General features: G+C 36.3%; 25 protein-coding genes and 1 tRNA gene. 16 read left to right on the top strand and 10 right to left on the bottom strand.

Annotated elements, in window-relative coordinates; all coding sequences use genetic code 11:
- Positions 1 to 23 precede the first annotated feature (23 nt).
- Together BLQ05_RS04430 and BLQ05_RS04425 are read left to right on the top strand one after the other, a co-directional pair.
- Positions 24 to 212 (top strand): hypothetical protein, encoded by a 189-nt coding sequence (locus BLQ05_RS04430; protein WP_023576497.1) that lies wholly within the window; start codon positions 24 to 26, stop codon positions 210 to 212.
- A gap of 41 nt (positions 213 to 253) precedes the next feature.
- Complete coding sequence (locus BLQ05_RS04425) at positions 254 to 1,327, top strand: SRPBCC family protein (RefSeq protein WP_023576496.1); 1,074 nt, start codon at positions 254 to 256, stop codon at positions 1,325 to 1,327.
- A gap of 32 nt (positions 1,328 to 1,359) precedes the next feature.
- Here BLQ05_RS04425 and BLQ05_RS04420 read toward each other — a convergent pair whose 3' ends face one another.
- The 3 genes from BLQ05_RS04420 to BLQ05_RS04410 form a co-directional block, all read right to left on the bottom strand.
- On the bottom strand, positions 1,360 to 2,076 hold the full coding sequence (locus tag BLQ05_RS04420; RefSeq protein WP_023576495.1) for a tRNA threonylcarbamoyladenosine dehydratase: 717 nt from the start codon (positions 2,074 to 2,076) through the stop codon (positions 1,360 to 1,362).
- Between the two features lie 49 nt (positions 2,077 to 2,125).
- Complete coding sequence (locus tag BLQ05_RS04415) at positions 2,126 to 2,761, bottom strand: TatD family hydrolase (protein WP_023576494.1); 636 nt, start codon at positions 2,759 to 2,761, stop codon at positions 2,126 to 2,128.
- A gap of 104 nt (positions 2,762 to 2,865) precedes the next feature.
- A complete protein-coding gene (locus BLQ05_RS04410) occupies positions 2,866 to 3,456 on the bottom strand; it encodes a DUF1684 domain-containing protein (RefSeq protein ID WP_035654553.1) in 591 nt (196 codons plus the stop codon).
- Between the two features lie 110 nt (positions 3,457 to 3,566).
- Between BLQ05_RS04410 and BLQ05_RS04405 the strand changes: the two genes are divergently transcribed.
- The 5 genes from BLQ05_RS04405 (at position 3,567) to BLQ05_RS04385 (ending at position 10,696) form a co-directional block, all read left to right on the top strand.
- The gene (locus tag BLQ05_RS04405; protein ID WP_023576492.1) at positions 3,567 to 4,781 is read left to right on the top strand and encodes an MDR family MFS transporter; all 1,215 of its coding nucleotides are present in this window, start codon (positions 3,567 to 3,569) and stop codon (positions 4,779 to 4,781) included.
- Positions 4,782 to 4,921: 140 nt separating this feature from the next.
- Positions 4,922 to 5,848, top strand: coding sequence for an ABC transporter ATP-binding protein (locus BLQ05_RS04400; protein WP_023576491.1), 927 nt, complete (start codon positions 4,922 to 4,924; stop codon positions 5,846 to 5,848).
- On the top strand, positions 5,838 to 8,060 hold the full coding sequence (locus tag BLQ05_RS04395) for a redoxin family protein (RefSeq protein ID WP_162147783.1): 2,223 nt from the start codon (positions 5,838 to 5,840) through the stop codon (positions 8,058 to 8,060). The genes BLQ05_RS04400 and BLQ05_RS04395 overlap by 11 nt, the downstream gene beginning before the upstream one ends.
- 364 nt (positions 8,061 to 8,424) lie before the next feature.
- Positions 8,425 to 8,784 carry a BlaI/MecI/CopY family transcriptional regulator gene (locus tag BLQ05_RS04390; RefSeq protein WP_023576488.1) on the top strand — a complete coding sequence of 120 codons (360 nt, stop codon included), beginning with the start codon at positions 8,425 to 8,427 and terminating at the stop codon, positions 8,782 to 8,784.
- A 4-nt stretch (positions 8,785 to 8,788) separates the two neighbouring features.
- Positions 8,789 to 10,696, top strand: coding sequence for a M56 family metallopeptidase (locus BLQ05_RS04385; RefSeq protein WP_023576487.1), 1,908 nt, complete (start codon positions 8,789 to 8,791; stop codon positions 10,694 to 10,696).
- A gap of 273 nt (positions 10,697 to 10,969) precedes the next feature.
- Here BLQ05_RS04385 and BLQ05_RS04380 read toward each other — a convergent pair whose 3' ends face one another.
- Both BLQ05_RS04380 and BLQ05_RS04375 read right to left on the bottom strand, forming a co-directional pair.
- Positions 10,970 to 11,362, bottom strand: coding sequence for a response regulator (locus BLQ05_RS04380; protein WP_035654522.1), 393 nt, complete (start codon positions 11,360 to 11,362; stop codon positions 10,970 to 10,972).
- A 349-nt stretch (positions 11,363 to 11,711) separates the two neighbouring features.
- Positions 11,712 to 12,383, bottom strand: coding sequence for a response regulator (locus BLQ05_RS04375; protein ID WP_035654549.1), 672 nt, complete (start codon positions 12,381 to 12,383; stop codon positions 11,712 to 11,714).
- An 82-nt stretch (positions 12,384 to 12,465) separates the two neighbouring features.
- On the opposite strand from BLQ05_RS04375, the gene BLQ05_RS04370 reads away from it, so the two are divergent.
- The 5 genes from BLQ05_RS04370 (at position 12,466) to BLQ05_RS04350 (ending at position 18,498) form a co-directional block, all read left to right on the top strand.
- Complete coding sequence (locus BLQ05_RS04370) at positions 12,466 to 13,161, top strand: LytR/AlgR family response regulator transcription factor (RefSeq protein ID WP_023576483.1); 696 nt, start codon at positions 12,466 to 12,468, stop codon at positions 13,159 to 13,161.
- 281 nt (positions 13,162 to 13,442) lie between these two features.
- Positions 13,443 to 13,637, top strand: a complete 195-nt coding sequence (locus BLQ05_RS04365; protein ID WP_035654520.1) for a hypothetical protein — start codon at positions 13,443 to 13,445, stop codon at positions 13,635 to 13,637.
- A gap of 137 nt (positions 13,638 to 13,774) precedes the next feature.
- Positions 13,775 to 15,715: a tetratricopeptide repeat-containing sensor histidine kinase gene (locus BLQ05_RS04360; RefSeq protein WP_051365751.1), complete on the top strand. Its 1,941-nt coding sequence runs from the start codon at positions 13,775 to 13,777 to the stop codon at positions 15,713 to 15,715.
- Positions 15,716 to 16,334: 619 nt separating this feature from the next.
- The gene (locus BLQ05_RS04355; protein ID WP_035654545.1) at positions 16,335 to 18,206 is read left to right on the top strand and encodes a peptidase U32 family protein; all 1,872 of its coding nucleotides are present in this window, start codon (positions 16,335 to 16,337) and stop codon (positions 18,204 to 18,206) included.
- 151 nt (positions 18,207 to 18,357) lie between these two features.
- Positions 18,358 to 18,498, top strand: coding sequence for a hypothetical protein (locus tag BLQ05_RS04350; protein ID WP_023576480.1), 141 nt, complete (start codon positions 18,358 to 18,360; stop codon positions 18,496 to 18,498).
- Positions 18,499 to 18,504: 6 nt separating this feature from the next.
- On the opposite strand, the gene BLQ05_RS04345 is transcribed toward BLQ05_RS04350, so the two are convergent.
- Positions 18,505 to 19,056 (bottom strand): adenine phosphoribosyltransferase, encoded by a 552-nt coding sequence (locus BLQ05_RS04345; RefSeq protein ID WP_023576479.1) that lies wholly within the window; start codon positions 19,054 to 19,056, stop codon positions 18,505 to 18,507.
- 74 nt (positions 19,057 to 19,130) lie between these two features.
- On the opposite strand from BLQ05_RS04345, the gene BLQ05_RS04340 reads away from it, so the two are divergent.
- From BLQ05_RS04340 to BLQ05_RS04325, 4 genes are all read left to right on the top strand, one after another.
- Positions 19,131 to 19,204, top strand: a tRNA-Arg gene (locus BLQ05_RS04340).
- Positions 19,205 to 19,477: 273 nt separating this feature from the next.
- Entirely contained in the window at positions 19,478 to 21,682 is a 2,205-nt protein-coding gene (locus BLQ05_RS04335) for a sensor histidine kinase (RefSeq protein WP_023576478.1), read from the top strand.
- On the top strand, positions 21,682 to 22,065 hold the full coding sequence (locus BLQ05_RS04330; RefSeq protein WP_035654517.1) for a response regulator: 384 nt from the start codon (positions 21,682 to 21,684) through the stop codon (positions 22,063 to 22,065). Before BLQ05_RS04335 ends, BLQ05_RS04330 begins: the two co-directional genes overlap by 1 nt.
- Before the next feature lie 27 nt (positions 22,066 to 22,092).
- Positions 22,093 to 22,668, top strand: coding sequence for a pentapeptide repeat-containing protein (locus BLQ05_RS04325; RefSeq protein WP_023576477.1), 576 nt, complete (start codon positions 22,093 to 22,095; stop codon positions 22,666 to 22,668).
- Here BLQ05_RS04325 and BLQ05_RS04320 read toward each other — a convergent pair.
- The 4 genes from BLQ05_RS04320 to BLQ05_RS04305 all read right to left on the bottom strand — a co-directional run bounded on the left by BLQ05_RS04320 (position 22,665) and on the right by BLQ05_RS04305 (position 26,498).
- On the bottom strand, positions 22,665 to 23,342 hold the full coding sequence (locus tag BLQ05_RS04320) for an ABC transporter ATP-binding protein (protein ID WP_023576476.1): 678 nt from the start codon (positions 23,340 to 23,342) through the stop codon (positions 22,665 to 22,667). The two genes, BLQ05_RS04325 and BLQ05_RS04320, sit on opposite strands and share 4 nt — an antisense overlap.
- A 2-nt stretch (positions 23,343 to 23,344) precedes the next feature.
- Entirely contained in the window at positions 23,345 to 24,601 is a 1,257-nt protein-coding gene (locus BLQ05_RS04315) for an ABC transporter permease (protein ID WP_035654516.1), read from the bottom strand.
- Positions 24,601 to 25,689, bottom strand: a complete 1,089-nt coding sequence (locus tag BLQ05_RS04310) for an efflux RND transporter periplasmic adaptor subunit (RefSeq protein WP_023576474.1) — start codon at positions 25,687 to 25,689, stop codon at positions 24,601 to 24,603. The genes BLQ05_RS04315 and BLQ05_RS04310 overlap by 1 nt, the downstream gene beginning before the upstream one ends.
- Before the next feature lie 128 nt (positions 25,690 to 25,817).
- Entirely contained in the window at positions 25,818 to 26,498 is a 681-nt protein-coding gene (locus tag BLQ05_RS04305; protein ID WP_023576473.1) for a hypothetical protein, read from the bottom strand.
- Positions 26,499 to 26,609: the final 111 nt, after the last annotated feature.

Raw genomic sequence — 26,609 nt, 5'->3', positions numbered from 1 at the left:
AATTTTGTATAAAAATTCCAACTATGTTTTCAACAGGCCAGCTGTATTTTGCCATTTTCTTCGTTATTGTGTTTGTCTTGGTTATGATTTACGTTTACCGTAAAGATTTGGCACTCCACAAAATTCATTATAAAGGCAGTTTATGGATACTCTTCTTCTTCCTGCTTTTTATAGGAATTTTATTTATAATCAAGTTGGTCCTGAAAGAATAAATAGTGTTATATTTGAAAATTATCATAATTAGAACCCAATTATGCGAATTGTAAAATACATTTTCCTACTCATACTACTTGCTGCCATTGCAGTCTCGGTTTATATTGGAACCCAAAACGGAAATTTTGATATCCAAAGAAGTAAGGTTATCAATGTCCCTCAACCCATATTATATAATTATGTAGACGATTATAAAAACTGGGAAGACTGGGGACCGTGGGCTGAAGAAGATAAAAGCATTCAATACCAATATGCCGGAAAAACCAAAGGCATGGGAGCTTCCTATTCCTGGAAAGGCAAAGATGGTGAAGGTAAAATGAATACCGTTAAGACCATTGAAAACGATAGTCTTTTCCAAAAAATATATTTTGAAGACAGTGAGCCGAATGATATTATTTGGGGCTTTCAGAAAACAGGAAACGGTACCAAGGTAACCTGGAGAATGAAAGGAAAAATGGATTTTATGATGAAATTTTTCGCTTTCTTTAGCGGTGGTGCTGAGAACATGATGGCACCAATGTTTGAAAAAGGGTTGAAAAACATTGATAATATTCTGGTAGGGGAACTAAAAAATTACTCCGTAACCGTTAATGGTTTAACCCGAAAATCAGGAACATATTATATCAAACAAACCTTAACCTGTAAAATTCCGAGTCTGAATAAAAACATGGGAATACTGTTCCGTAAGATTACGAAATTTACAAAAGACAATAATATTACCGTAAACGGAGCGCCTTTTGCTATTTACAACAAGTTTGATACCGTAAACGGAATTGTTACCTTCTCCGCCTGTTTACCGATTGTGGAAGAGATATTCACCTCTGAAGGAAGTGATATCGAAGGCGGACGTTTCTACTCCCATCTGGCTTTAAAAACTACGCTGAAAGGCGATTACTCCCACAGCAAAGAAGCCTGGGATAAAGCCTATGCGGAAATTGCAAAACACAAATGGCTGGAAAATAAATCCGGAAAATACATTGAAGTATACAAAGTTGGTGTGAACCAAACCAGAAAGTCTTCGCAATGGGTTACTGAAATTTACATTCCAATTGTGGAAAAACCCAAACCGATTGAAGTTCCGTTAGCAGTAAAAGATACTACTGCGGTACAATAACAAACAAAAGTCCCCGTTTAGCGGGGACTTTTTTATTTCTTTAATAAATGTTTGACAACCGTTTCGGCGGCATGTAACCCAAATAAAGCCGGCATCCAGCTGTTGGTCCCAAAAAACGATTTTTTAAAATTAGTGCCATCGGTCATTTTCAAACTTGACTGATCCGGTTTTTCAACTGAAAAAACCGCTTTTACTCCGGTTGAAATCCCTTCTTTTTTTAATCGCTTTCGTATTACTTTCGCAAGCGGACAAACATCGGTTTTACTGATGTCTTTCACCACTACTTTACTTGCCTGAAGCTTTCCTCCCGCACCCATATTACTGATGACTTTCACTTTTTTACGTTTGGCGGCAAGAATCAGATTCAGTTTTGGGGTGATACTGTCGATGCAATCCAAAACATAATCGTACTCTGGCGTTACCAATTCGAAAGCTCTTTCCGGGGAAAGGAATTCTTCGATTCGGGTTAACTGTAATTCCGGGTTGATATCCATTAAACGATCACCCACAATTTTAACTTTCGGTTCTCCTACTGTCGAATGCAAAGCCGGTAACTGTCGGTTAATATTGGTAATATCCACTACGTCACCATCCACAATGGTCATTTTTCCAACTCCGGCACGCGCGATGAATTCAGCTGCAAAAGAACCTACACCCCCCATTCCCACAATCAATACGTTGGAATTCCTTAATTTTTCTAATCCTTCTTTTTTAAACAATAATTCGGCTCTTTCTGTCCATTCTGCCATTTTGAAACATTTTGTGCAATGTGATTCCGGTCGAAAAACCGTTCGTTCATTACGGGTTAAAAACTAACTTAAAATTATCCGAGATAATTTGTTCCACATCAAGCTTTTTGATTGATGTAGCCTTTATATATACATCTGCGATGTTTTCTTTGATGGTGTCGGTTTCCAGAAAAAACCGTTCGTTTGGTACCTGTTCAAACACGGAAGCCAATTCCGGGTTTCGCAATAAATATTTCCCGAACGATAAATAAAATCCGTTGTCCAAAAGCGATTTCGCCACTTGTCCATTTTTTGAAAATCCGTGAATAATCATCGGAACATCAATATTTAATCGCTTTTTGATTTCGATTACTTCCTGATACGCGGAAACGCAGTGCAAAATTACAGGTTTTTGATATTTAATTCCTAATGCTAATTGCTTTTCAAAAACTTCAGTCTGAATTTTCAATGGCTTTTCAATTCGTTTATCCAACCCGCACTCGCCTAACGCCAGGCAGTTTTTCTGTTGCAGTTTTTCTTCAATAATTCGTAAATGTTCTTCAACCTTATCCACATCAATATACCACGGATGAATTCCGATGGAAAAATATGGGACTGACGCGTCAAACTCGTTCGGATACTGATTGACAATTTCCAAAACGTCTTTCTGATGGGTATTTTTATGGGTGTGGATGTTGTATTTCATTCTATTTTTTTATTTACCATATAAGTCATATGAGAATTCTCGAAATCTAATTCTTTCTTTTACAAAACTTAAATGACTTATATGTTTCAAAAAAACTCAAAAAGTTAATCATGAAACTTCTTTACGCCCGCTCTCACTTCCACCAACAAATCGTTTTCTTTCGGTGGAATCGGACAGGAATACCCTTCGTTATAAGCACAATACGGGTTGTACGCCTGATTGAAATCAATAGTCATCGTTTCTTTTTCGGACGCTTCCAAATCGATATAACGGCCGCCGCCATAACTTTCCACTCCGCTGGTTAAATCGGTAAACGGAAGAAATAAATGGTTTTTATACTTTTCCATTTTTGACAATTCGATATTTCGGAACACGTTCAGTTTACATTCTTTGCCTTTTAAAGTGAAATGCAACTCGCCGTATTTTACATACAAAGGCGTTCGGCTGCTGGAGGTTTTCATGGCAAATGGCTTTTCTTTTGGTGTTTTTACCAGTTTTGCTTCCACGCAGAAATCCATGTCAACTGCATAAAAATCAAGGGTTTTGAAATGCTCTAAATCCGATTTTTTAAGAGGTGACTCTTCCGGATTGGCATACTCTTTATTGAGTTGTTCCTGAAAAGCTTTTGAGTTTTTTTCGTTGCATTGTGCTGATGCGAGTATTGGAAACAAAAATGTGAAAAACAGTTTTTTCATCGGGATGTATTTTATGCAAAAATAGGTAAAATTCGTATTCCAAAAATTCACATTCATTTAACAACCAACCGCACAATAAGATTCTTAAATTTGCATTTAACGCTTTCCGTATGCTTCAGCTGGCTTTTTCACGCTATATCAACAACTTTAAAGGTTTTTCGAGGGAAATCTGGATTCTGACGCTGATTACATTTATCAACCGAGCCGGAACCATGGTGTTGCCTTTTTTATCTAAATATCTGAAAGAAGACTTGCATTTTTCTTACAGTCAGGTTGGTTGGGTAATGGTTTGTTTTGGAGTGGGTTCTATGGCCGGGTCCTGGCTTGGAGGTAAATTATCCGACAAACTGGGTTTTTACAGGGTAATGATATTCAGTCTTTTTACCAGCGGAATTGCATTTGTTTTATTGCAATATATAACGAGTTTTGTAGGGCTTTGCATCGGGATGTTTTCGATTATGATTATAGCCGATATGTTCCGCCCCGCCATGTTTGTTTCTTTGAGCGCTTATGCGAAACCGGAAAACAGAACGCGGGCACTGACCCTGGTTAGACTGGCCATTAATTTAGGTTTTGCTGCCGGTCCTGCGATGGGAGGATTGATCATCATGAGTTCCGGTTACAAAGGGTTGTTTTGGGTAGACGGAATTACCTGTATCGTTGCCATTTTGATATTCTCGTTATTAGTAAAAGAAAAGGAAAAAACATCGGAACATAAAGATGCGATAATTGAAACTTCCAATAAATCCGTATTCACTGATACGCCGTTTTGGATTTTCCTTTTCATTTGCATGACTTCGGGGATTTTATTCTTCCAATTGTTCACGACTATTCCGCTCTATCATAAGGTTCAGTTCAATTTGACCGAATTTCAAAGCGGCTTGCTTTTGATGATGAACGGATTAATCATTTTCTTTACCGAAATGGCCGTTGTGGGTTATGTGGAAAGAAAGCAAATCGATAAAGTGCGTATTGTAGGTTTCGGACTTTTTGCGATGACTGTCAGTATGTTTTTATTGTTAATCAACACCTGGAGCGGCATATTGGTAGTGATGATGCTGTTTATGACTTTCGGTGAAATGTTCGCCTTTCCTTTTTCGAATTCGTTTGCCATGAGTCGGGCGCCAAAAGGACATGAGGGTCGGTACATGGCTATTTTTACGATGAGTTACAGCTTGGCCCATATCCTGAGTTCCAAAATTGGAATGGAAATCATTGGACGCTGGGGGTATCAGGCTAACTGGTTTTTCATGGGTACGCTTGGACTTATTGCGTTGGGCTTTTCCATTTGGTTGCGAAAACTGCTTTCGCAGGAAAACGATTAGTTTCTTAATTTTTAGAACGTCGATAACTTAACGTTGTGTATTAACTCGTAATTATTTTCCAACAAATTTTTCTTTTACGGTAATTTATTTAAGTCAAAAAACATATTATTTTACTTACTTTAGTAGGCAAAAAAATAATTATGACCGACTATATAATCCAAACTGAGGCGCTCAATTTTCAATATTCCAAGGATAAGAAAGTTTTGGAAAATATTTCCATCAAAGTGCCAAAGGGTTCAATTTATGGTTTTTTAGGTCCCAACGGAGCGGGAAAATCAACCACGATGCGACTACTAACCGGAATCATTCCGGAACAGGGTAACGCCATTAAACTATTCAATCAACCACTTCAAAAACAATTACCATTCGTTTTTTCAAAAGTGGGTTCTTTGGTAGAATCACCCGCACTATACCTTCATTTGAGCGGGATTGATAATCTGAGATATATTGCTAAACTTCGTGGGATTTCAGAAGAAAAAATCCATGAAACACTCGCATTAGTTGATTTAACCCAAGACGGAAAACGTAAAGCAAAACAATATTCGTTGGGAATGAAACAACGTTTAGCTATTGCCATGGCTTTATTGAGTGAACCCGAATTACTTTTACTCGATGAGCCGGTAAACGGCTTGGACCCCAACGGAATTATCGATATCCGAAAACTACTTATCAGACTCAACAAAGAAAAAGGGGTTACCATTTTTGTATCGAGTCATTTACTTAGTGAAATTGAAAAAATGTGTACACATGTTAGTATCATCAATAAGGGAAAACTACGTTTTGAAGGCACCATGCAGGAACTTTCTAAAGCTGCCAGCTTCTGTAAAATTCAAATCACGATTGACGATGCGGAAAATTGGCTGCCGAAACTCGAAAACAGTTATTCCAATGTAAAGATGATTGCTCAAAATCAAATCGTCTTAAACATTCAAAACAAGGAAGCTATTCCTGATTTTATTAAAAACCTGATTGCCCAAAATGCCGCCATTTATGAAGTTAAAATTTTAGACGGACTGGAAGAATGGTTTATGACACTAACTAATGAAAAACGAACTGATGAAAATTAATATTTCCAACTTTATTACCGCACTAAAAGCCGAACATATCAAAAAAAGAGGTACAGGTATGTATTACACCAGCGCTATAATAGGTGCTATTTCGCCGATACTTTTTTTCATTGTTCTTCTCATTGAAAGTACTGACGAAATTAAATCTGAATTGCCGTATAACTATTATTTAAAATTTATTGAAAATACACTGCAGCCTTTTGCTTATTTCTTCTTTCCGTTGCTTATTATTATCACCGTGAGTCGTATCACACAATTGGACCATAAAAATGGTGGCTGGCAACTAATGGAAACCCAACCAACACAAAAATTTTCGATTTATTTCTCTAAATTCTTTACCGTTCTTATTGCCAATACCATTTCAATAATTTTCTTTGTTTTCGTTTCGATACTATGCGCTTGGTTGCTTAGCTTTTTCGTTACCGTGCCTAAAATGGCTATTATGGAGTTTCCTGTAATTGAAATTATTCATACGGGCACGCGTTTGTTTGTGGCATCACTACTGGTTACGATAATCCAATTTATCATTTCGGTCTTAATTTCAAGTTTTATCTGGTCTGTCATAATTGGTTTTTTCGGATTATTGCTAACCATCTTCCTCAAACCTTTTGACTTGGTACCGGTTTGGTATCCTTATGAAATTCTTTCCAAAATAGCCGTAAATCATAAAGGCAGCGATTTAGGATATTGGTTTACTTTTACCGAATATATTAGTGTGACTCTGGGTATCATTTTATTGTACATCGGCTTTAATTGGTATCGTTACAAAACTTTGAAATTAGCCTTTAACAGCCCTTTAAAAATCTCAAAACTGTTTGTTGTAATTTTCTTTTTTGGAGGATTAACCTATTGGTTATTACGTCCCAATCAGATGCCGGATTATGACAAAACCGTTTTTTGTGGTAGGATTGAAAGCAGTGAGAAATTCCAAAACATCTATATTAAAGACAATACCATTCAGGATACTATTGCTGTAATTCCAATTAAAAACAATGAATTCCATTACGTTTTGAAAGAAAAAGTAATCACTGATAATTATACTTTCATAATCGACCATAAATTTCAAGGCAATGTGTTTTTCGGACAACAAGACAGTATTTACCTGGATGGAAAAATTGCTGAATCAAAGTCAGAATTCAAATTGAAAGGGACCCGTTTGGCTGAAAATCAAATGAATGACAACGCTAAAGTAAATTGGAATATGGCTTCCTATTATTTACAGGAAAACGTTAATCTTGATAAACCTCAAATTATTATTGAGGCAATATATAAAGGATGGAAAAAGGAAACTGAAGCAGCCAACACGTTTAAAACTGTTGATAATTATATTCCGAAAAACGATTATACCGAAAGAAGACAGAAGTTAATCACTACAAATTACCTGAATATGTGGAATGACCTTTTGAAAAAAAGATCTGCTTTATACCCTAATGAAAAAACTAACGGAGGACCGCAAATCGTTGAAATACAAAAAAAACTATCCTTAACCGACGAAAGCCTACTTAGCAGTACTGATTATTTCGATTATGTAAAAAGTCAGCTGATTGCCAAGAACAATCAGGACATCGACGAGAACACCAAAGCTGTTTTAGCCATTTCGAAACTGAAAAACGGATCGTTTAAAGACAAAATGCTCTTTTGGCAAATAAGTAAAAGTATTGAAGAAGCTTCAACCAGCAATGAAAGAAACCAATTTGTCGCAAAGTACAATTCGCAATTCAGCAATAACGATTATCGAAAAAAGATTAACAACCTTAACGCAATTGCCGAAAGTTTAGGAAAAGGTAAACCTGCACCCGTTTTTGAAGCCACAAATGTTGACGGAAATAAAGTTTCACTGGTTGGTCTGAAAGGTAAATATGTGCTTATTGATGTTTGGGCTACCTGGTGTGGCCCGTGCAGACAGCAATCGCCTTACTTTGAGAAATTTGCTTTGAAATACAAAAAGGAGAACATTCAGTTTGTAGCGCTCAGTACCGACGAAAATGTGCAGAAATGGTTTATTAGTGCCAAAAGCAAATCGAAAACGGTATTGCAATGGCATACTGATAATTCTAAACTATTCGCTACGAATTATGATTTGGAAACCATACCGAGATTTATATTAATAGACCCGAAAGGTAATTTCGTCAATGCAAAATTACCATATCCAAGTGATGTTTCTTTTGAAATCCTGTTGCGAAAAGCACTGCATTTACCAGAGGAAGGATAATTAAAAAATGTGGAGAAACTGCAACGACGATAACATTAAGCGCATTCCGTAATAAGGGATGCGTTTTTTTTAAATGCAAAAATACGTTCAATAAAAAAGTTAATTAACACTCTAGTAATCAGCGGTTTTAATTATTTTTACAATTCCCAAATTTGTTAAATAAACTATAAAATTCGTTATTTAACTATAAAAATAGTTGCGTAACTAAAAACATAGTTGTAAGTTTGTTCTGTGCTTGAATAATAAGCACGTTTGCGTTAGGGATAGCAGCGGCATCCTTTTGCGAAACGAAGTGTAGCAAAAGATATAGCGGATAGCCCGATTCGCCTTTTTCGGCGAAAACGCCCACTTAAAACAAACAATCATGCAAAAGTTAACCAACAAAGAAGAAGAAGTGATGCACATTTTATGGAAGCTGGAAAAAGCTTTCGTGAAAGAAGTGATGGCCGAAATTAAAGAAGATCAGCCGCATTACAACACCCTATCTACGATAATCAGGAATCTGGAAGAGAAAGGCTATGTGTCGCATAATGCTTTCGGAAATACGCACCAGTACTTCCCTATCGTAACAAAAGAAGACTACCGTAAAGGGTTTATGAACGTGGCTATTGAAAATTATTTCAATAATTCCTATAAAAGCATGGTTTCCTTTTTTGCCAAAGAAGAGAAAATCAGTGCGAAAGAATTGCGTGAGATTTTAGAGATGATCGAACAGAAAAAATAAGCCTATGGAAGCTTTGGGAATTTATCTGCTGAAAGTGAGTGCCTTGATGAGTGTGTTCTATCTGGCGTACTTCTTATTCCTTCGAAAAGAGACATTTTTTACTTCGAACCGATGGTTCTTGCTTGCGGGATTAATCACCTCGTTAGTGTTGCCTTTCATAACCTATACCAAAATTGTTTGGGTAGACCCTGCTCCGTTTACCGATAACTATAGTGTCGTTTCATCGGTTTCCAATTCTGTTCCGGCTCAGGAACCGGCGTTTGAAATCAATTGGTTTCAGGTAGTCTTGGTGCTTTACGGAATCGGGATCAGTGTTTTTCTCCTTAAGTTTCTAATTGATTGTTTCGCAATCAAACAGTTAATCGAAAAACCGAAAGCCATCAAACGAAGTAATTTTTATTTAATTGATACTGAGAAAGTCCAATCACCTTTTTCATTTTTTAATTATATCGTTTATAATTCCAGCGTGCTGAAAGAGGATGAATTGGAAAACATTCTTCATCACGAGAAAGTGCACAGTGCCCAGAAGCACTCTTTAGACATGCTGGTTGCCCAAATCTTCTGCATTGCGTTTTGGTTCAATCCGATTGTATGGCTGTACAAAAAAGCCATTGCACAAAACCTTGAATTCATTGCCGATGCCGAAGCCACAAAACAAATCGACGATATTAAAAGCTATCAGAAAACCTTATTAAAAGTCACAATGCAGTCGCAATGCATTGCAATCACCAATCCATTTTATCAATCATTAATCAAAAAACGAATCGTTATGTTAAACAAAAATCAATCAAGTAAGAAGAATTACTGGAAGTATTTCGTGGTGCTGCCGTTACTGGCTTTCTTCATGTTCCAATTCCAAATGCGGGTTTTGGCGCAAGAGAAATCACTTCCTAAAGTGGAAAACCGCCAGCAAACCAAAAATGTGATCTCGGTGGAAATCGATAAAAATTCTACCGATGCCGAAATTAAAAAGTATGCCGAAATGCTTAAAAACGAGTACGGTGTAACTTTGAAGATTTCCAAAGTGAAACGAAACAGCAAAGGTGAAATTACTGCCATTAAAGTGGAATACAAAGACAAAGACGGCAGAAAAGGCACTTCGCAAACGGAAAGTGATTCCCCTATTCAACCTATTCATTTCTTTAAAGAGATGGACGAAAACGGGAAAGGCGCCATTGGTTTTGGAGCGCCAAAAGAAGTAGGCCCGAGAGAAGGCTTGGCAAGATTCAAAACTATAAAACACCTGAACGAAAACGGCGAGGCAATTCAGGTAGTTGTAGAAGGTGAGGAAGATGGTTTTAACTGGTCGGACGATTTTGACATTCCCACACCACCAGATGCTCCGGCTTTAGAAGACCTTCCTTCACCACCGGATGCACCGGGAACACCACGAACGCCAAAAATGATTAAGAAAAATGTCGTAATCAAACAAAAAGACGGTAAAAAAGAAGTTTGGGTTAACGGTGAAAAAGTGACCGAAGAAATCTTGGGTGCAATCGATGCCGAAAACATAGACAATGTATTTGTTTATAACACTAAGGGAGAAAAAGGTCCAAAAGGCATAAAAGGCAGTAAAAATATCAGCGCTGATGAGATTAAAATAATTCAGGACGGCGATAAAAAAATTATTATTACCACCAGAAACGAAGACGGAAAAAAAATCGTTGAAACCATCGACGTTAAAAAAATATCCGACGAAGTCAAAGCGGAAATGGAACGCATTCGTCCGGAAATCGAGAAAGCGCAAAAAGAAGGCATGGAAGCAAGAAAAAAAGCCATGGAAGAACATAGAGAAGCCATGAAAGCACATAAAGAAGCTATGGAAGTCCACAAAGAAGCTATGAAAGAACGTGAAAAAGCGTTACTGGAAGCACAAAAAGCCAGAGAAGAAGCGGCAAAAGCCCGAAAATAAATTCAAATACAAATCATCAATCATCATCACCCGAGGCATTTGATATTAAGAAAATTTAATTAATTGGAGCGCAGCGGAAATAATCAAAACCAAAAAGACTGTCTTAAACAAGATGGTCTTTTTTTTATCTGGATTACATTTCTATTATAGGTATCAAACAGATAATTATCCGAAAGTAGTTTAAAAATAACTGCAAAATCCATTACCCTAATCATGCAAAAAGTAACGGTTTAAAAAAGCCATATTGATGAGAAATCGCTTTTTGGGGAGACGTTAATTTTCATTACCCTTCATAATATTTTGAATGCTGTCAACGGTTGGTGGTTTGATTAAATAATCGACAACGTAATTATAATCAAGTGCTCTTTTAAAATCAGAGGGATCGATAGAAGAGCTGAGCATGTATATCCTACAGAAATTTTTAATGGTTTTGGGTAATGAATCAAAATGTTTCAAAAATCCGAATCCATCCATTATTGGCATTCTGATATCTAAAAAAATAATTATTGGAGAAAGAAGGGTTGACGAACTTAAAAAGTCAAGTCCTTTTTGTGCATTATCAATTTCTACAATATTACAAAGGCTATTACAACTTTTTATAATTTCTGTTGCTATAAAACGATCTGTATAAGAATCATCAATAATAAGAATAGTCTTTTGTTTCATAATAATTCTTTTTTTAATTGGTAAAAAAGCCTAATGAAAAAATAGAACAAACCTGAATTGATATTGAAATCTTATAAGATGAACAGATACTGATTGATAATCGGATTTTAGCTCCTAATTAAAAAACATATTTAGATTGATCAAAAGCGTAATTCTTCACTAAACAATAAAAATCCAGATTAATAATCCAAACATCTTAATTGTTTCATCTTCATCCATTTCCAAGTTACTCCTACCACTAACTTCTTTACTTTCAAGAGGTAATATTTTAATGATTTCAGGGCAAAATTAACCTCAAAACACCGATAATGACTACGGTTTTTCAAATAAAGAATTACGGTTTTGGGTACTATATTAATTTTAACACTTTACAAACGCTAATTAGCTCATCATCAGAGGCTTTCTGATCCAGAAGATTTCTTTTAATATTCGCTTTTCGTTTTTCAATCGAACTAAGTGACAAATCTATAAAGCTAGGTAATTCTTTTGTTTTAATGCCTTTATCTAAAAGGATGATAATTTGAGTGTCGTACTCATCCCATTTGACATTTTCTTTCAGAAGCGCATTTAATGAATCTTTTATTGTTTTACTGATAAAAATTTCTCCTTTAAGAATATTTCCAAATAAGGAGGGAAAAGTAGCAAAATCGATATCGTTTTTTGAGATGAAACCTTCAGGATGTATGGTTTTGTATACTCTGTTTAGAATTAAAGATTCAGTATGCATGGTAAGCATAATGATTTTACAATCTGGGAATCTTTTTCGGATAATTTTGGCTAAATCGGTTCCGGACAAAATCTTTTCTTCTTCATAGGGAGGAAGACTAATATCTATTAATGCGACATCAAATGTACTACCACTCTTAAAGTTTTGCTCAATACTTTTAAAGGCCGTTTTTAAGTCGGCAGCTTTTTGAAAAGTAAAACCAATCCCTAAAGATGCACTGGAAATCAGATTAATATAAGCATCTGTTGTCATGGGATGATCATCAACGACTAAAATAGAAAGAGTCTCAAACATAGCGCAACCGTAATAATTAGTTAAAAAAACCGTAAGAAGAAATGTCTTAAGGATACTAAATTGCATCAAATTTAATCACAAAGTGCTGAATTCCTATATTATTATTGATGCCACACAAACTTTAGAAAAAAGTTTGAATGAATTTCAACAATTTGATGAGTTTATTTGCATTGGAATTTTCAACGATTATGCAACTGCCTTAAACGCATTATTAGAAAAGAGACCACAATTGGTTTTTTTCCAGTTTTCAAAAGAAATTCCATTGCGCCTGTTACTAGACTTAAAGCAATATGTAGATACCATTCCTTATGTGATTGCTTTGAATCCGAAGAAAAAAAATGCCTACAATGCTATAAAATACGGAGTGATGGATTATATCTTATCTCCGCTAGAACCTACCGAACTACGAAAAACATTTCTGAAATATACGAAACTTTCCAATAAAGAAAAAACCGAAAAATTATCCATCAAATCAAATGGAGACTATCACTTCATTTCTTTGGAGGATATTGTCTATCTCAAAGCAGATAACAATACCACCGATTTCTATCTGAAGAATGGTAAAATAATTTCAGGATTTAAAACCATGAAATTTTTTGAAAACCAATTACCGTTTTATTTTTTCAGAATACACAACAGTTATGTTGTTAATATACATTTTGTAAGTAGGATAAATGTTGGTAAAGCTAATTGTTATTTATTGGATAATACATATAGTCTTCCTTTTTCACGTACATATAAAAACAATATCGACACTATTATCAGAAGAATAGGATAACGTTTTTGTTCGTTACTATCAAAAACCGGTCAGTCACTCTTCGCGTTTAGTAATCTACTAAAGGAACGGAGAAAGATACTTTAGACTACTATTTACGCACTATTTTTGACTTGTTCAAAACAAGAACATCTGAATTCAGATTCATTTTTCAATAAAGGGAATAACAACAAGTTTTGTTAGTTATTGAAAAACTACCGGAAAAGCACTCCCTGTTTTTTCCGAAAACCTTAGTGATACCCAAATATCACAACTACTAATGTTTAATCCTAAATTAATTTTTTATGAAAATCTACTATTTTGCATGCATTATCGTACTAGGTCTTACTTTTAACTCCTGTACTACCGATGAGATTGAAACAACTAACGGCAAACAAACCCAACATGAAAATGTGAATTCTGCTGATTTCGTTAATAGTCCTACGACTACTACTTTAGATGACGGAGAACCAGTCCCTCCGAAAGGAAAAGATAATTAAACCAATAAAAAAAACTATGCGTTGCATAGTTTTTTTTATTTTTGAATAAATTCATCCCACATTTGAAACGTTTCTTCCTCTTCTGCGTCGTTGCTTTTTTTTTGAATTCATGTAATGATAATGATTCATTATACAATGTGGATTCTGTATTAGGCAAAGCGTATCATGATTTACCCGAAACGAGAAAAAGAGATTATCTAGACTCCATTCAAAAAAACATCCAAGTTATAAGTAACGACTCCATTAAAATACAATTGCTGTATAAAGCGGCTGCAGAGTATTACTATCTGAAAGAGAACAAGAGTTCGTTTAAACTAAGTAACCAAATTTATAAGCTATCTCAAAAAAGAAAAGACTCCTTTAATATGGGAAGGGCGCTTTATTACATGGGGGATTGTTATGAGGATTTTCAAAAGGATAGTGCCTATTATTACTATAAAGAATCCGAGAAAATATTTAAACTAATAAAAAACGATGACAGAACCGCAAAAGCCTTGTTCAACAAAGCTCACCTTTTATTCACGGAAGGCAATTATGTTGAAAGTGAAGTTGAAGTAATGAAAGCTTTACAGAAACTGCGGGGAACTGATAACTATGAGCTTATTTTTAAATGCTATTACTTACAATCATCCATTCATATCGAATTAGAAGAGTTTGATAAAGCACTAGAATATCTGAAATTGGCTCAAAAAGCATTGACAGAATTACGAAAAACCAATAAAAATGCCGACTATTTTCACGATTACGATGTAATTGCGATAGTTGCCCTTTGCAACGTATACGATAAAAAAGGGCAATACAACAAGTCTATCGGTGAACTAGAAAAAATAATAACACCGGAATTAAAATCCAAGTACCCAAAGTTATATTCTTCGGTTATAGGTAATCTTTCTTATTCGAAAATGAAGAGTGGCAATTTTATTGAAGCCAAAAAACTCCTTGACGAATCGATTAATCTAACAAAGAGAAATAAAGATGATAAGGGGTATTTGTATAAGACAATTAATTTTGGAGAATACTATTTACTGCAGCACGATACTGCAAGCGCCAATACTTATTTTAAAGAGGCTTTATTTTTAGCCCGAAAACTTAAAAGTGGCAAAGAGGTCTTAAAAGCACTTCACTTTTTATCTGTTTCAGACTATCCCAAAGCTAATTCTTACAAAGATGAGTATGTAAAAGTAAGCGATAGTATTGTAAAACAACAACGAATCAGCAGAGATACGTTTGCACGTATCGAGTATGAAACAAGCAAAATTGAAAACACCAATAAAACACTGAATGACAAAAATTTATTCCTCATTATTGTAATCACCCTGTCGGTTATTCTATTTTTAGTTATTATCATCATTAAAAACAAAATAGCTCAAAAAAAAGAGACTGCATTCCTGGCTCAAAAAAAAGTGGCCGACGAAGAGTTGTTTAATCTTATTAGTGATTTTCAAGTGCAGTTGGTTAAAACCAAAGAAAAAGAACAAAACCGTATTTCAAAAGAATTACATGACGGAATTATGAACCAAATTTACGGGGTCCGACTAAATTTGGGTTTTTTAAACAACCTGGACAATCCGGAATCCAAAGAAAAAAGACTATTTTATATTACTGAACTCCAACGAATTGAAAAAGAAGTTAGAGAGTTGTCGCATGGATTACATACGGAAACCAATTTCACACAGGCCGACTTTGAGTTTTTATTACACGCATTAGTACAGTCTAATAATGAAATTGCCAGTACAAATTTTAGCATAACAGTGACAGAAAAGGTAAATTGGAATGCTTACTCATCTGTAATAAAAGTAAATATCTACAGAATATTACAGGAATTGTTTTTAAATGTTAATAAGTATGCAAAGGCATCAGAATGTACTTTAACAATTAGTTTGAATAACAATTCAATGATAATAGAACTTGAAGATAACGGTATAGGTTTTGAGGTAGTAAACACAACAGAGGGAATTGGTCTTATGAATGTAAAAGCGCGCGCAGCAACAATTGATGCTGAATTTAAAATTATAAGCAAACCCAACAAAGGAACCAAAATTACCTTAACCTTGCCTTCCCCACCCGAAACAGAGTGATTTTGACAAAATAAAGACACAACAAGAAACAATAATGTTTTTAATGGAACACTTCTAGCACTATCAACAACTAATATTATTAATTTTTCTTCAGATTGCTGGCTGTTTTAAACCATATACAACTTGGCGTTTTGCCTTATTAGGCTTAAAAAGAATATGGACTTGTGTACAGCTGCTTTTTTTCAGAAGCAATAAAGCTGTACTCTGGAGTTACAAATCTATAATGAAATTGAACCATATAATAAACTTGGTTTCACCCTATAAAAGAAAAAACTAAGGCTTATTCTTAATATATGATTGATAAATGTATAAGGTGATTTACTAAGTATTTGAAATTCCCGAGTTCATCTTCAATCCAACAATAATGATGAAAATAAAAAAAACAAAAATAACCTTCTTAACAAGATTCAGGGAATTATAAATAATCGTCTTATCTACATATAATTTCAGAAAAAGAAGGCCGTAATTTACCGCTAAAAGTTTCCTTTAGTAACCAATCACACCCCAATTTAAGTGTTAAACAAAAAAAAATGAATCGGAATTAGAAATCTTTGACTTTTTATAAGAAATTTGCAGACTTTTTTTGGGCAACTTCCAAAAAACCAAAGTTATAGAAATGATGAAAAAGAAGATTGAAATTCTATCGCCTGCAAAAGACATACTTACAGGTATAGCGGCAATAAATGCTGGTGCGGATGCGGTTTATATTGGTGCGCCTCAATTTGGTGCGCGTTCCAATGCGAACAATTCTATTGAAGATGTTGCAGCCTTAGTTGAATATGCTCATTTATATAATGTGCAGGTTTTTGTGGTTATCAATACCATTTTATATGATAACGAACTGGAAACGTGTCGCCAATTAATCTGGAAATTATATGACATTGGCGTAGATGCTTTAATCATTCAGGATATGGCGATCATGGAAATGGAGTTGCCTCCTATCGTATTACATGCCAGTACACAAGCCAACAATCGAGATGCTGATAAAATCAAATTCTTAGCCGATGCGGGAATTAAAAGAGTGGTTTTGGCCCGTGAATTAAACTTACACCAAATCAAAGAAATCAGTCAGGCAACCGATGTGGAATTGGAATTCTTCGTTACAGGTGCATTATGTGTATCGTTTAGCGGAAATTGCTATATGAGTGTGGCGAATGGAGAACGTTCTGCGAATCGTGGTTCTTGTGCTCAAAACTGTCGTTTACCGTATAACTTAATCGATGGACATGGCGAAACGTTAATTAAAAACAGCCATTTGCTTTCGATCAAAGATTTTGATGTTTCGGATCAAATTCCAAATCTGGTAGAAGCCGGAATCGTTTCTTTCAAAATTGAAGGGCGTTTAAAAGATATCGTTTACGTAAAAAATAACGTATCGTATTTGCGTAAAAAATTAGATGCTTTCTTAAACGAGAATAGCGATAAATACACGAAAGCTTCTTCTGGAACCTGTACGTATTCTTTCGATTCCGCTTTGGACAGAACTTTTAATCGCGGTTATACCGATTATTTCGTTAACGAAAGACATCAGTCGATTGGCTCTTGGGAAAGTCCGAAATCGAAAGGACAATACATCGGAAAACTGATTAAAACGGTTGGAAACTCCTATGAAATTGAAAACGGACATTTCTTAAATAATGGTGACGGATTGTGTTTCATCAATGAAAACAATGAAGCGGAAGGAATTTACGTGAACAAAGTGGAGAACGGAATTGTGTATCCGAATGTGCTGAAAGAAATCAAAGAAGGCACTTTCATTTACAGAAATAACGATGCGGCTTTCATTAAATTAGTGGAGAGAGAAGACAGTGCGGTTCGAAAAATCAGTACGACTTTAGTCCTGAAAGAAAACGAAACCGGTTTTGAATTGATTGCAACCGATGAAGACGGAAATGTAAGCGTGGCAACTTTGGTTCATCCAAAAGAAAGAACTAAAAACAACGAATCCATTGCTGAAAATTTCAAAACGAACTTAGCAAAAACCGGATTTACTCCCTACACCGCAAACGAAATCACAATTGAGTTTTCAGAAAACTGGTTCCTTCCCATTTCCAAAATCAACGAAATGCGACGAACGGTATACGAACAATTATCGGAAATTCGTTTGAAAAATTATGTTCGAAAAGAACACCAAATGGTAAAAACATCGCATCCTTATCCCGAAACCAAATTGGATTTCATGTACAATGTGGCCAACAAAACCGCGCGTAAATTCTACGAACGTCATGGGGTAACCGAAATTGAAAAGGCATTTGAATTGCAATGGGACCCCGGAAAATCGCGTGTAATGACTACCAAATATTGTATCAAATACGAATTGGAACGATGCCCTAAATACCATCGTGAAAATATGGACAAAAAACTTAAAGAACCATTAGTGCTAAAACAAGGCGAATTAGAATACAAACTGAAATTTAATTGCAAACCCTGCGAGATGGAAATTTGGGAAAAAGATGCCGAGTTCGAAATTGAAGACGATCATATTCATTAAAAACAAAAATGAGGAATGAAAAGAAAAAGTAATCTTCACAAAAATACCCGCATCGATACAAATAATTCGCGATAATATATCATCAAACACAAAAAGACCATCTTAAACAAGAGGGTCTTTTTTTTATACCTTTGTGGCAAATTACCAATTTATGTTCAAAGTATTAGCCAAAATAAACAAACTGTTTTTACCGAGTTTCACAAAACAACGTCTGGATTTGACCAAAGCCAAAAAATGGCAGAAAGCGCTTATCGCCTGGCGTTATTATGTCACTACACGTGCTTTGGAATAACACGGTTTAGGATTTCATATCAGCTACATGGAGTTTGTCATCTGCACCATAAGTCATTGCTGCAAAAATTTCATGGTTCCCCAATTTCGCTCTTCCGTTAAGATACGATAACTCCATCAGGAAATTACACTGTACAATTTCACCACCTAATTTATCCACCAATTCACAAACTGCCTGTGCGGTTCCTCCGGACGCCAAAACATCATCATGAATTAAAACCCTGTCGCCTTTTTTAATGGCATCCGTATGTATTTCTAAAGTATCCGTGCCGTATTCCAGCTTATAGGAAGCAGAAATCGTAGTAAAAGGAAGTTTTTTCGGTTTACGTACGGGTACAAAACCAACATTCAACTCGTGAGCTAAAAGCGTGGCGAAAAAAAAGCCTCTGCTTTCCACACCCACCACTTTATCAATCTTTTTGCCTTTCAAGCTATTGATTAACAACGCCAAACACTCGTTTGTTCCTTCCGGGCTGGATAAAAGCGGGGTAATGTCTTTAAAAATAATTCCTTCCTTTGGAAAATCCTGAATATCACGTATATACTGATGTAACGACATTTTTTTATATTTTTATTTCGATTTCGGTTTGCAAGTTACACAATTCTTTCTATATTTGCACTCGTTAAAAACAAGGCCTCGTGGCGCAACTGAATAGCGCATCTGATTACGGCTCAGAAGGTTACTGGTTTGAATCCAGTCGAGGTCACAAAGCCCTGCTAAGCAGGGCTTTTTTATTGCCTCCCCCCATCTCTAACTTATTAAACCTACCTTAAAAAATCATAATTTACTGATTTTTAGCTATTTTTGCAACATAAAAGGTTTATAAGTGAGTCTTGATACTAGAATAACAGCCCTTAACAGTTGGTTTTTGTCCCGTCCTAAAACTTCGGGGCTCCTTATTTTTATAATCCTTTTGTCCATACTAAATCTCTCGATTTATTTCAAATATCAGGCTGTAAAACAAAGTGAACAACACAACATGTCCAATATTTTGGGTGTGGTAAAACAAAACGTTGAGCAAACTTTACGCAATAGTTATGTTGCTACCATTACCTTAGCATTAACTATAGACGACTCGGGAAATCCAAAAAACTTTGAAGAAGTCGCAAAACGTTTGGTCAGCAATTACAATTCGATTGATGCCGTTCAGCTGGTTCCGAATGGAGTAATAAAATACACCTATCCGTTAAAAGGAAATGAAGCGGCCACCAATTTCAACATTCTTGAGAGTCCGCTTCACAGAAAAGCCGCATTAAAAGCCATAGCAACAAAGGCTATTTATTTTTCCGGGCCTGTTTCCCTAAAGCAAGGCGGAATTGGCGTTGTTGGCCGTTTACCTGTTTTTAAAAAAGATAAATTCTGGGGATTTTCCGCTGTCGTAGTCCGATTTAATACGTTTTTGAAATCTACCGGTTTCAGCTCGTTTAAAAGTGACAAATATTATTTTCAGATTTCAAAAACAAATCCGATAACCTATAAAGAGGAGTTTTTCCTTGAGAACAAAGCGGATTTTTCAGGAAAAGACTATCAGATGGTTGAAATTCCGGAAGGTGACTGGAAATTGTATATCATCCCTACAAAAAAATCCCATCTGCTTTTAGAGTTTTTTCCGCTAACGTTTATCGCTTTTTTTCTTAGTCTCCTGTGTGGTTTATTTGTGACTACGTTATTAAAGAAGCCTTCGGAACTTCAAAAACTCGTAAAATCGCAGACCTTGAAATTAATGCGAAGCGAATTTCTGTTCAAATCCATTTTTGATCATGCCGGATTGGGAATTTCCCATACCAATTCAATTACCGGAAATTTCATAGACGCCAATGACAAATTCTGTGAGATTATCGGGTACAGTCAGGAAGAAATCAAGGGAATGAATTTCATGATGATTACGCATCCCGATGATTTACAATACGATCTGGACAACATGGAACGCCTTCGAAATGGCGAAATCAGTCAGTACTCCATGGAAAAACGATACATTAACAAATCCGGTGAGACCATTTGGGTCAACATCACCGTTTCTCCTTTATGGGAAAAAAATGAAAGACCAAACAATCACATCACTATCGTTGAAAACATTACAAAGAGAAGGGAATCCGAAAAACTGATTTTAGAATCACAGCAAAAGATCAAGGATTTAATTGACAGTATTGACGGCGTGGTTTGGGAAGGAAATTCGGAAGAACCCGGCATTACTTATATCAGTAAAAAATCGGAAGCGATTTTAGGCTATACTCCGGAAGAATGGATTAGCGATGCCTATTTCTGGAGAAAAATCATTCACCCCGAAGACCGTGATTGGGTTATTGAAAAAAGTGCCGAATGCGCAAGGGAAAGAAAACCTTTTGACAGCGAATACCGTATGATCCACAAGAACGGGAATACGGTTTGGGTTCGTGATATCGTAAGCATTTACCATGAAAGTGAAAATTCGATTAAATTCAGAGGAATTCTTATCGATATTACAAAATCGAAACAATTTGAGCTTGACCTCAATAATTCACTAACCCTTGTAACCGAACAAAACAAACGATTGCTGAATTTCTCCCACATCGTTTCGCACAATTTACGATCGCATACCAGCAATATTCAGTCATTAATCAATCTGATTGAAATGAGTGAAGACGAAAACGAAGAACAGGAGTTGTTGGCATTGCTTAAATCGGTTTCCGAAGCACTTAACGAAACCATCGATAACCTGAACGACGTGGTTTCCATCCAAACGGATATCACGCCTGTAATCGAAGAATTGAACCTGAATAAGTATATTAACCGAACGCTTGAAGTTTTAAGGGATCAGATTGTTAAAAATGAAGCCAAAATCAAAAATAACATTTCCGATGGGGTTACCGTAAAATTCAATCCGGCCTATCTGGAAAGTGTCTTGCTTAACTTTATTTCGAATTCGATTCGCTACAAACATCCTGAAAGAAAACCGGTTGTCGAATTAAATTCGTATATTGAAAATAATTATCAGGTACTGGAAATAAAAGACAATGGCATAGGAATTGATTTAAAGAAAAACGGAGACAAACTCTTCGGTATGTATAAAACGTTTACAAACAATGTGGCATCCCGGGGAATAGGTCTTTTTATTTCAAAAAATCAGATTGATACGATGAACGGAAAAATTGAAGTTGAAAGCACATTGAATGAAGGTACAACCTTTAAAATTTATTTTAAATAATGCCCCAAAAGCGAATTTACATAATTGACGACGACCCCATCTACCAACTCGTTACCAAAAAGCTAATTGAAAAGTCCAATCTTTTCAGTGAAACCAAAGCTTTCGGAAACGGTAATGAAGCGCTGCATTATTTTGAAATTACCGGTGATTTACCCGACGTTATCCTGCTTGATATCGAAATGCCCGGAATGGACGGCTGGGATTTCCTGGATGAATTACTTCGAATTGAAAGAAGTTTTCACAAAGAGGCCACCATTTATGTTGCCAGTTCTTCTATTGCAACCGAAGACAAAATCAAAGCCAAAAACTACCATTGCGTAAAAGATTTTTTGAGTAAACCCATAAATCTTGAAAAATTAAAAGTCATTGCCTCCGAAGAATAATTTATATTTGCATTCAAACCCGCTACAATGAATGCCGATTTTATCTACGACAAAGAATACAAAAACGCTATTTTCGCCGAATACGAAATCAAATTCAAGGAATTTGAAAACTGTACGTTCAACCACTGCGATTTTACCCACTGTAATTTCCTGGGAACCGTTTTCATCGACTGTACGTTTTATCACTGTAACTTTAAGGAAGCTAAAATTGGTCATGTCGGACTTCGGAATGCCATTTTCAACGATTGTAATTTCACTTCGGTGAATTTTGCCATGACCGACCAGATATTACACGAATTTTACTTCAACAACTGTCTTTTGGATTATGCCCAGTTTTATGCCCTAAAACTAAAACGCATCAGTTTTACCAATTGCAGCTTGGTAAGTGTGGATTTTATGAAAACCGATTTGTCGGAAGCCTTGTTCGACAATTGCAACCTTCGCCTGGCGGTATTTACCGAAGCGAATTGTGAAAAAACCGACTTCTATTCGAGTCACGATTTCACCATCGATCCCGAAAAAACAAAACTGAAGAAAGCCATTTTTTCCAGCGACGGCATCAAAGGTTTGTTAACGAAATACAATCTGGTGATTAAAGACTAAGAAATTATTTTTCCGTCTTCCATGGTGATAATACGGTTGGTACGTCCTGCAAAATCAGCGTCGTGTGTTACTACCAAAAGGGTCTGATTGTGTTCCTGAGTCAGTTCTTTAAAAATATCAAACACCAAATCACTGTTTTTCTTATCCAGATTTCCCGTTGGTTCATCGCCCATGATAATCAAAGGGTCGTTTATTAGTGCTCGGGCAATCGCCACCCGTTGTTTTTGTCCGCCGCTCAATTGGTTAGGCATTTTAAGTGCCTGATCCTGCATTCCAAGGGTTTTTAAATGATCCATCGCGCGATGTTCTATCTCAGCTTCTGAATACTGTTGTAATTTCAATCCGGGAAGCATTACGTTTTTCAGTACGGTGTATTCGGAAAGCAAATAATGAAACTGGAATACAAAGCCGATTTTCTCATTGCGAATGCGGGCCAAATCAATATCCGATTGTCCGGTAACCAGTTCTTCATGAATAAGCACCTGCCCTTCATAATCGGTATCCATCGTAGATAAAAGATACAGCAAGGTCGACTTTCCGCAACCGGATTTTCCAACAATAGATACAAATTCCCCGTGATCCACGCTCATAGTGATGTTGTCCAACACTTTAAACTTCGTGGGTTCATAAAAATACTTTGTCAGTCCTATGGTTTCCAATACTTTACTACTCATGGCTATTTTCCTCTAATGATTTCGACAGGGTCAATTTTACTTGCTTTCAATGCCGGTAAAAGTCCTGCCACTGCGGTAGTGAATAACGCGAATGTAATGCCAATCACATAATACATCGGATTGTAATTAATCGGATAGGTTTTAATCGTAGGTAATGAAGAGGTTTCAAACGGAATGGTATCAATGATAGAGGAAAATGCAAACCCAAAAATAAGTCCCAAAAAACCTCCGGCCAAACCGATAATCAGTGAGAGTGTGATGAAGATCCATTTTACATCGTTACCTGAAAATCCCGTGGCTTTCAAAATGGCAATGCTGTCCATTTTTTCATAAATCATCATGTTCAGAATATTATAAATTCCGAAACCGGCAACGATTAACAAAACAATCCCAACCGAATACGAAATGATGCTTCTCACATTGCTACCCGTTTCAAATTGGGAATTAGCCGTTTGATAATCGATGGCATCAATGCCGAACTTGGTACCGAACTCTTTAGCCAATTGCGGCGCCAGATTAATATCATGCAATTTCAACTGAATGTCGGTGATATAGTTGGTGGGCTCACCCAAGAACTTTTGTGCGGTACTCAGAGAAGTCGTGCTCATAACATCATCAATTTCAGCAATTCCGATTTGGGAAATCCCTACAATTTTTAACGATGCCAAATTGCCCTTGGGTGTGGTTACTTTTATGATATCTCCTTTGGCAAGCATCATTTTTTTAGCCAATCCGGAGCCTATGATAATACTGTTGTTTTGTTCTAAATCGGCTATATTTCCTTCGGTAACATAATCACTGAATTTGAAAAGTTCCTCTTCGGCAGCTACCGAAATTCCATTAATGATTCCGGATATTTCAATGGTTCCCGAATTGAAGAATACCGGTGTGGTTACTTTCGGTGCCACATCCACTACCCGTTTGTCTTCCTTTAGAATTCTGATAATGGTTTTACTGTTGTAAATGGCCTTTCCTCTGTCTTTGGGTTTGATGGAGGTAATGAAATTGGTAGCGTTTTTATAATCATCCGATAAATTAACCGGTTGATTTTCTGCCGGTTTGATTTCGTTATATAACCTAACATGGGGCGTTCTGTTGAGCATCAATCCGTCCAGCAAATCGTTCAACCCGTTCATGAAACCCAACAGCGTAATAAACATCGCGATACCGAACGTTACGCCCACAGCCGCCACAACCGTTTGTTTCAGTCGGGCCCGAAGTAAGTGAACGGCGATATTCAATATCAGTCGATAATTCATTATTCTTCGAGATAAATGGTTTCGCCTGCTTTTAATCCTTCCAGGATTTCCACGTGCTGATAGTCGGAAAGTCCGGTTTTCACTTTGCGTTTTTCGTTACCGTTTACCAAAACATATTCCTTGTTAATCAAGTATTTTTTCGGAATGGTGATGGCCTGCTTTTTCGTTTGGATAACAATATTGGCTTCTGCCGTTAAATTGGGGTATAACTTCTCCGGGGTTTTTATAAAATAAGCTTCAATTTTAAAAGTTCTGGAGCGCTCGTCCATTATTGGATAGATTTTACGTACTTCGGCTTCAAAAACCTGTCCTTTGTAACTGTCCATCGTTACCAACACTTTTTGCCCGGCTGTTACCTGAACCATATCGTTTTCATCGACTTCCAATTCCAGCAAAAAAGAATTCGCTTTACCGATTACGGCCAAAGGCGTTTGCGGAGCAACTAAAGTTCCCTCTTTAACCAAAACATCAAACAATTGTCCGGAAAAAGCGCTTTTCACCGTAAAATCACTTTGCGACTTTTCGCTTAAACGGAGATTCACATTGCTTCGGGATTGCTCGTTTTTCAATTGGATTCGGAATTGGTTTAACCTGTTTTGTGCCGTTGCATATGCTGATTTGGAACTTTTATACGCCAGTTCCACCCTTTCGAAATCCACTTCCGAAATTCCGCCCTGGTCTTTTACTTTTACATTACGGTTGTATATGGATTCGTCTAGTTTGAGTTTATCTTTTGCGTTTTGTACAGCAAGTTCCATTTCGGCTATTTTATCCTGGATGTACCTGTTGTTTTCGTTACTCAACTGGTAAGCCAAACGGGCATTTTCTGTAGTTAATGCTGCTTTATCGCTGTCCAATTCAAACAACGATTGCCCTGTTGCAATTGTTTCTCCAACAGTAACGTGTATTTTTCGGAGCACACCGCTGGCAGAAGGATAGACAATATATTGACCGTCAGCTTTAACAACACCCGAAGCATATACGCTTTGCGTAATATCGCCAACGGTTGGCCGAATACCGGAATTTTCATTTTTGCAAGCCGTTACTAACAGAATAATGCCAACAGAAATAATTGCTTTTAACCTCATCTTAATTGGATTTGATTCAGAGAACAAGTAACCCGTTCGCTTCTTATTATCAAATTTACTGGAATTTTATGAAGGAATTACTGATAAAGGTCATAAAAAAACCCCAAACCGGAATTTGGAGTTTACGCTTACTTTTCTTTGATTATCATCAATCGGGCTTTAAATCCTGTAGAAAGCCCCCATTGATCAGCTTTCAGGACTTCGCCTTTGTCATCCAGATAAATGAACTCCCCGGTATTTGGAGAACTTGTCCCCTCATTTAAGGCTTCAATCTCAAAATAATTAAACCCTTCAACCAAACCGATTACTACCGAGTTACGATACTCTTCCAGACTAATTCTTGGTGTATAAACAATGTTATTCACCGTTATTTTCACGACATCACCATCAATGGCACCATAATCCCTCAAAAGGATCTTGATACTGTTGCCTTTTGTTCTGATTTCCCCAAAATCCTGATTTCTTCTGAAATCTTTCGAATGTCCGTCGCCTTCCGATTTTGGCAAAGCGTTTTTGGGGATTTCATAAGGGCTGGCAAACTTCTCCTGTTTGGTCTCCGGAAGCTGTCCTATCTGAATCGGTTTTTTCCCTTCCTTCGGAAATGTCAACGGTTTGTCCTTATCTAAAACGGAATCGCTGAAATCCATGGATTTAAAACGCGGCGCATCCGATTTTGCAGGTATCCTGTTTGCCGGAACCTCAGGGTCTTTTATACGCGGAATAACAACGGTTTTCTTGCCATTGTCAGGTTGCGAAAAGCCGCTTACTGAAAAAAACAGTACGATTAATAAAGCGTAAAAAAATCTCACGTTTCGTTTTTTAATTTTTCAAAAATAGTAAATCAAAAACCATTCCAATATCAAAAAGAACAAAGAAAGCGTTAAAAAAGATTGAATTATATTTGAAACAACATTCTTATA

The organism is Flavobacterium saliperosum, from assembly GCF_900100625.1.
In the GTDB taxonomy this organism is placed as follows: Bacteria; Bacteroidota; Bacteroidia; order Flavobacteriales; family Flavobacteriaceae; genus Flavobacterium; species Flavobacterium saliperosum.
The sequence above is the reverse complement of the archived record's forward strand: the minus strand, read 5'-3'. Positions and strand labels throughout refer to the sequence as shown.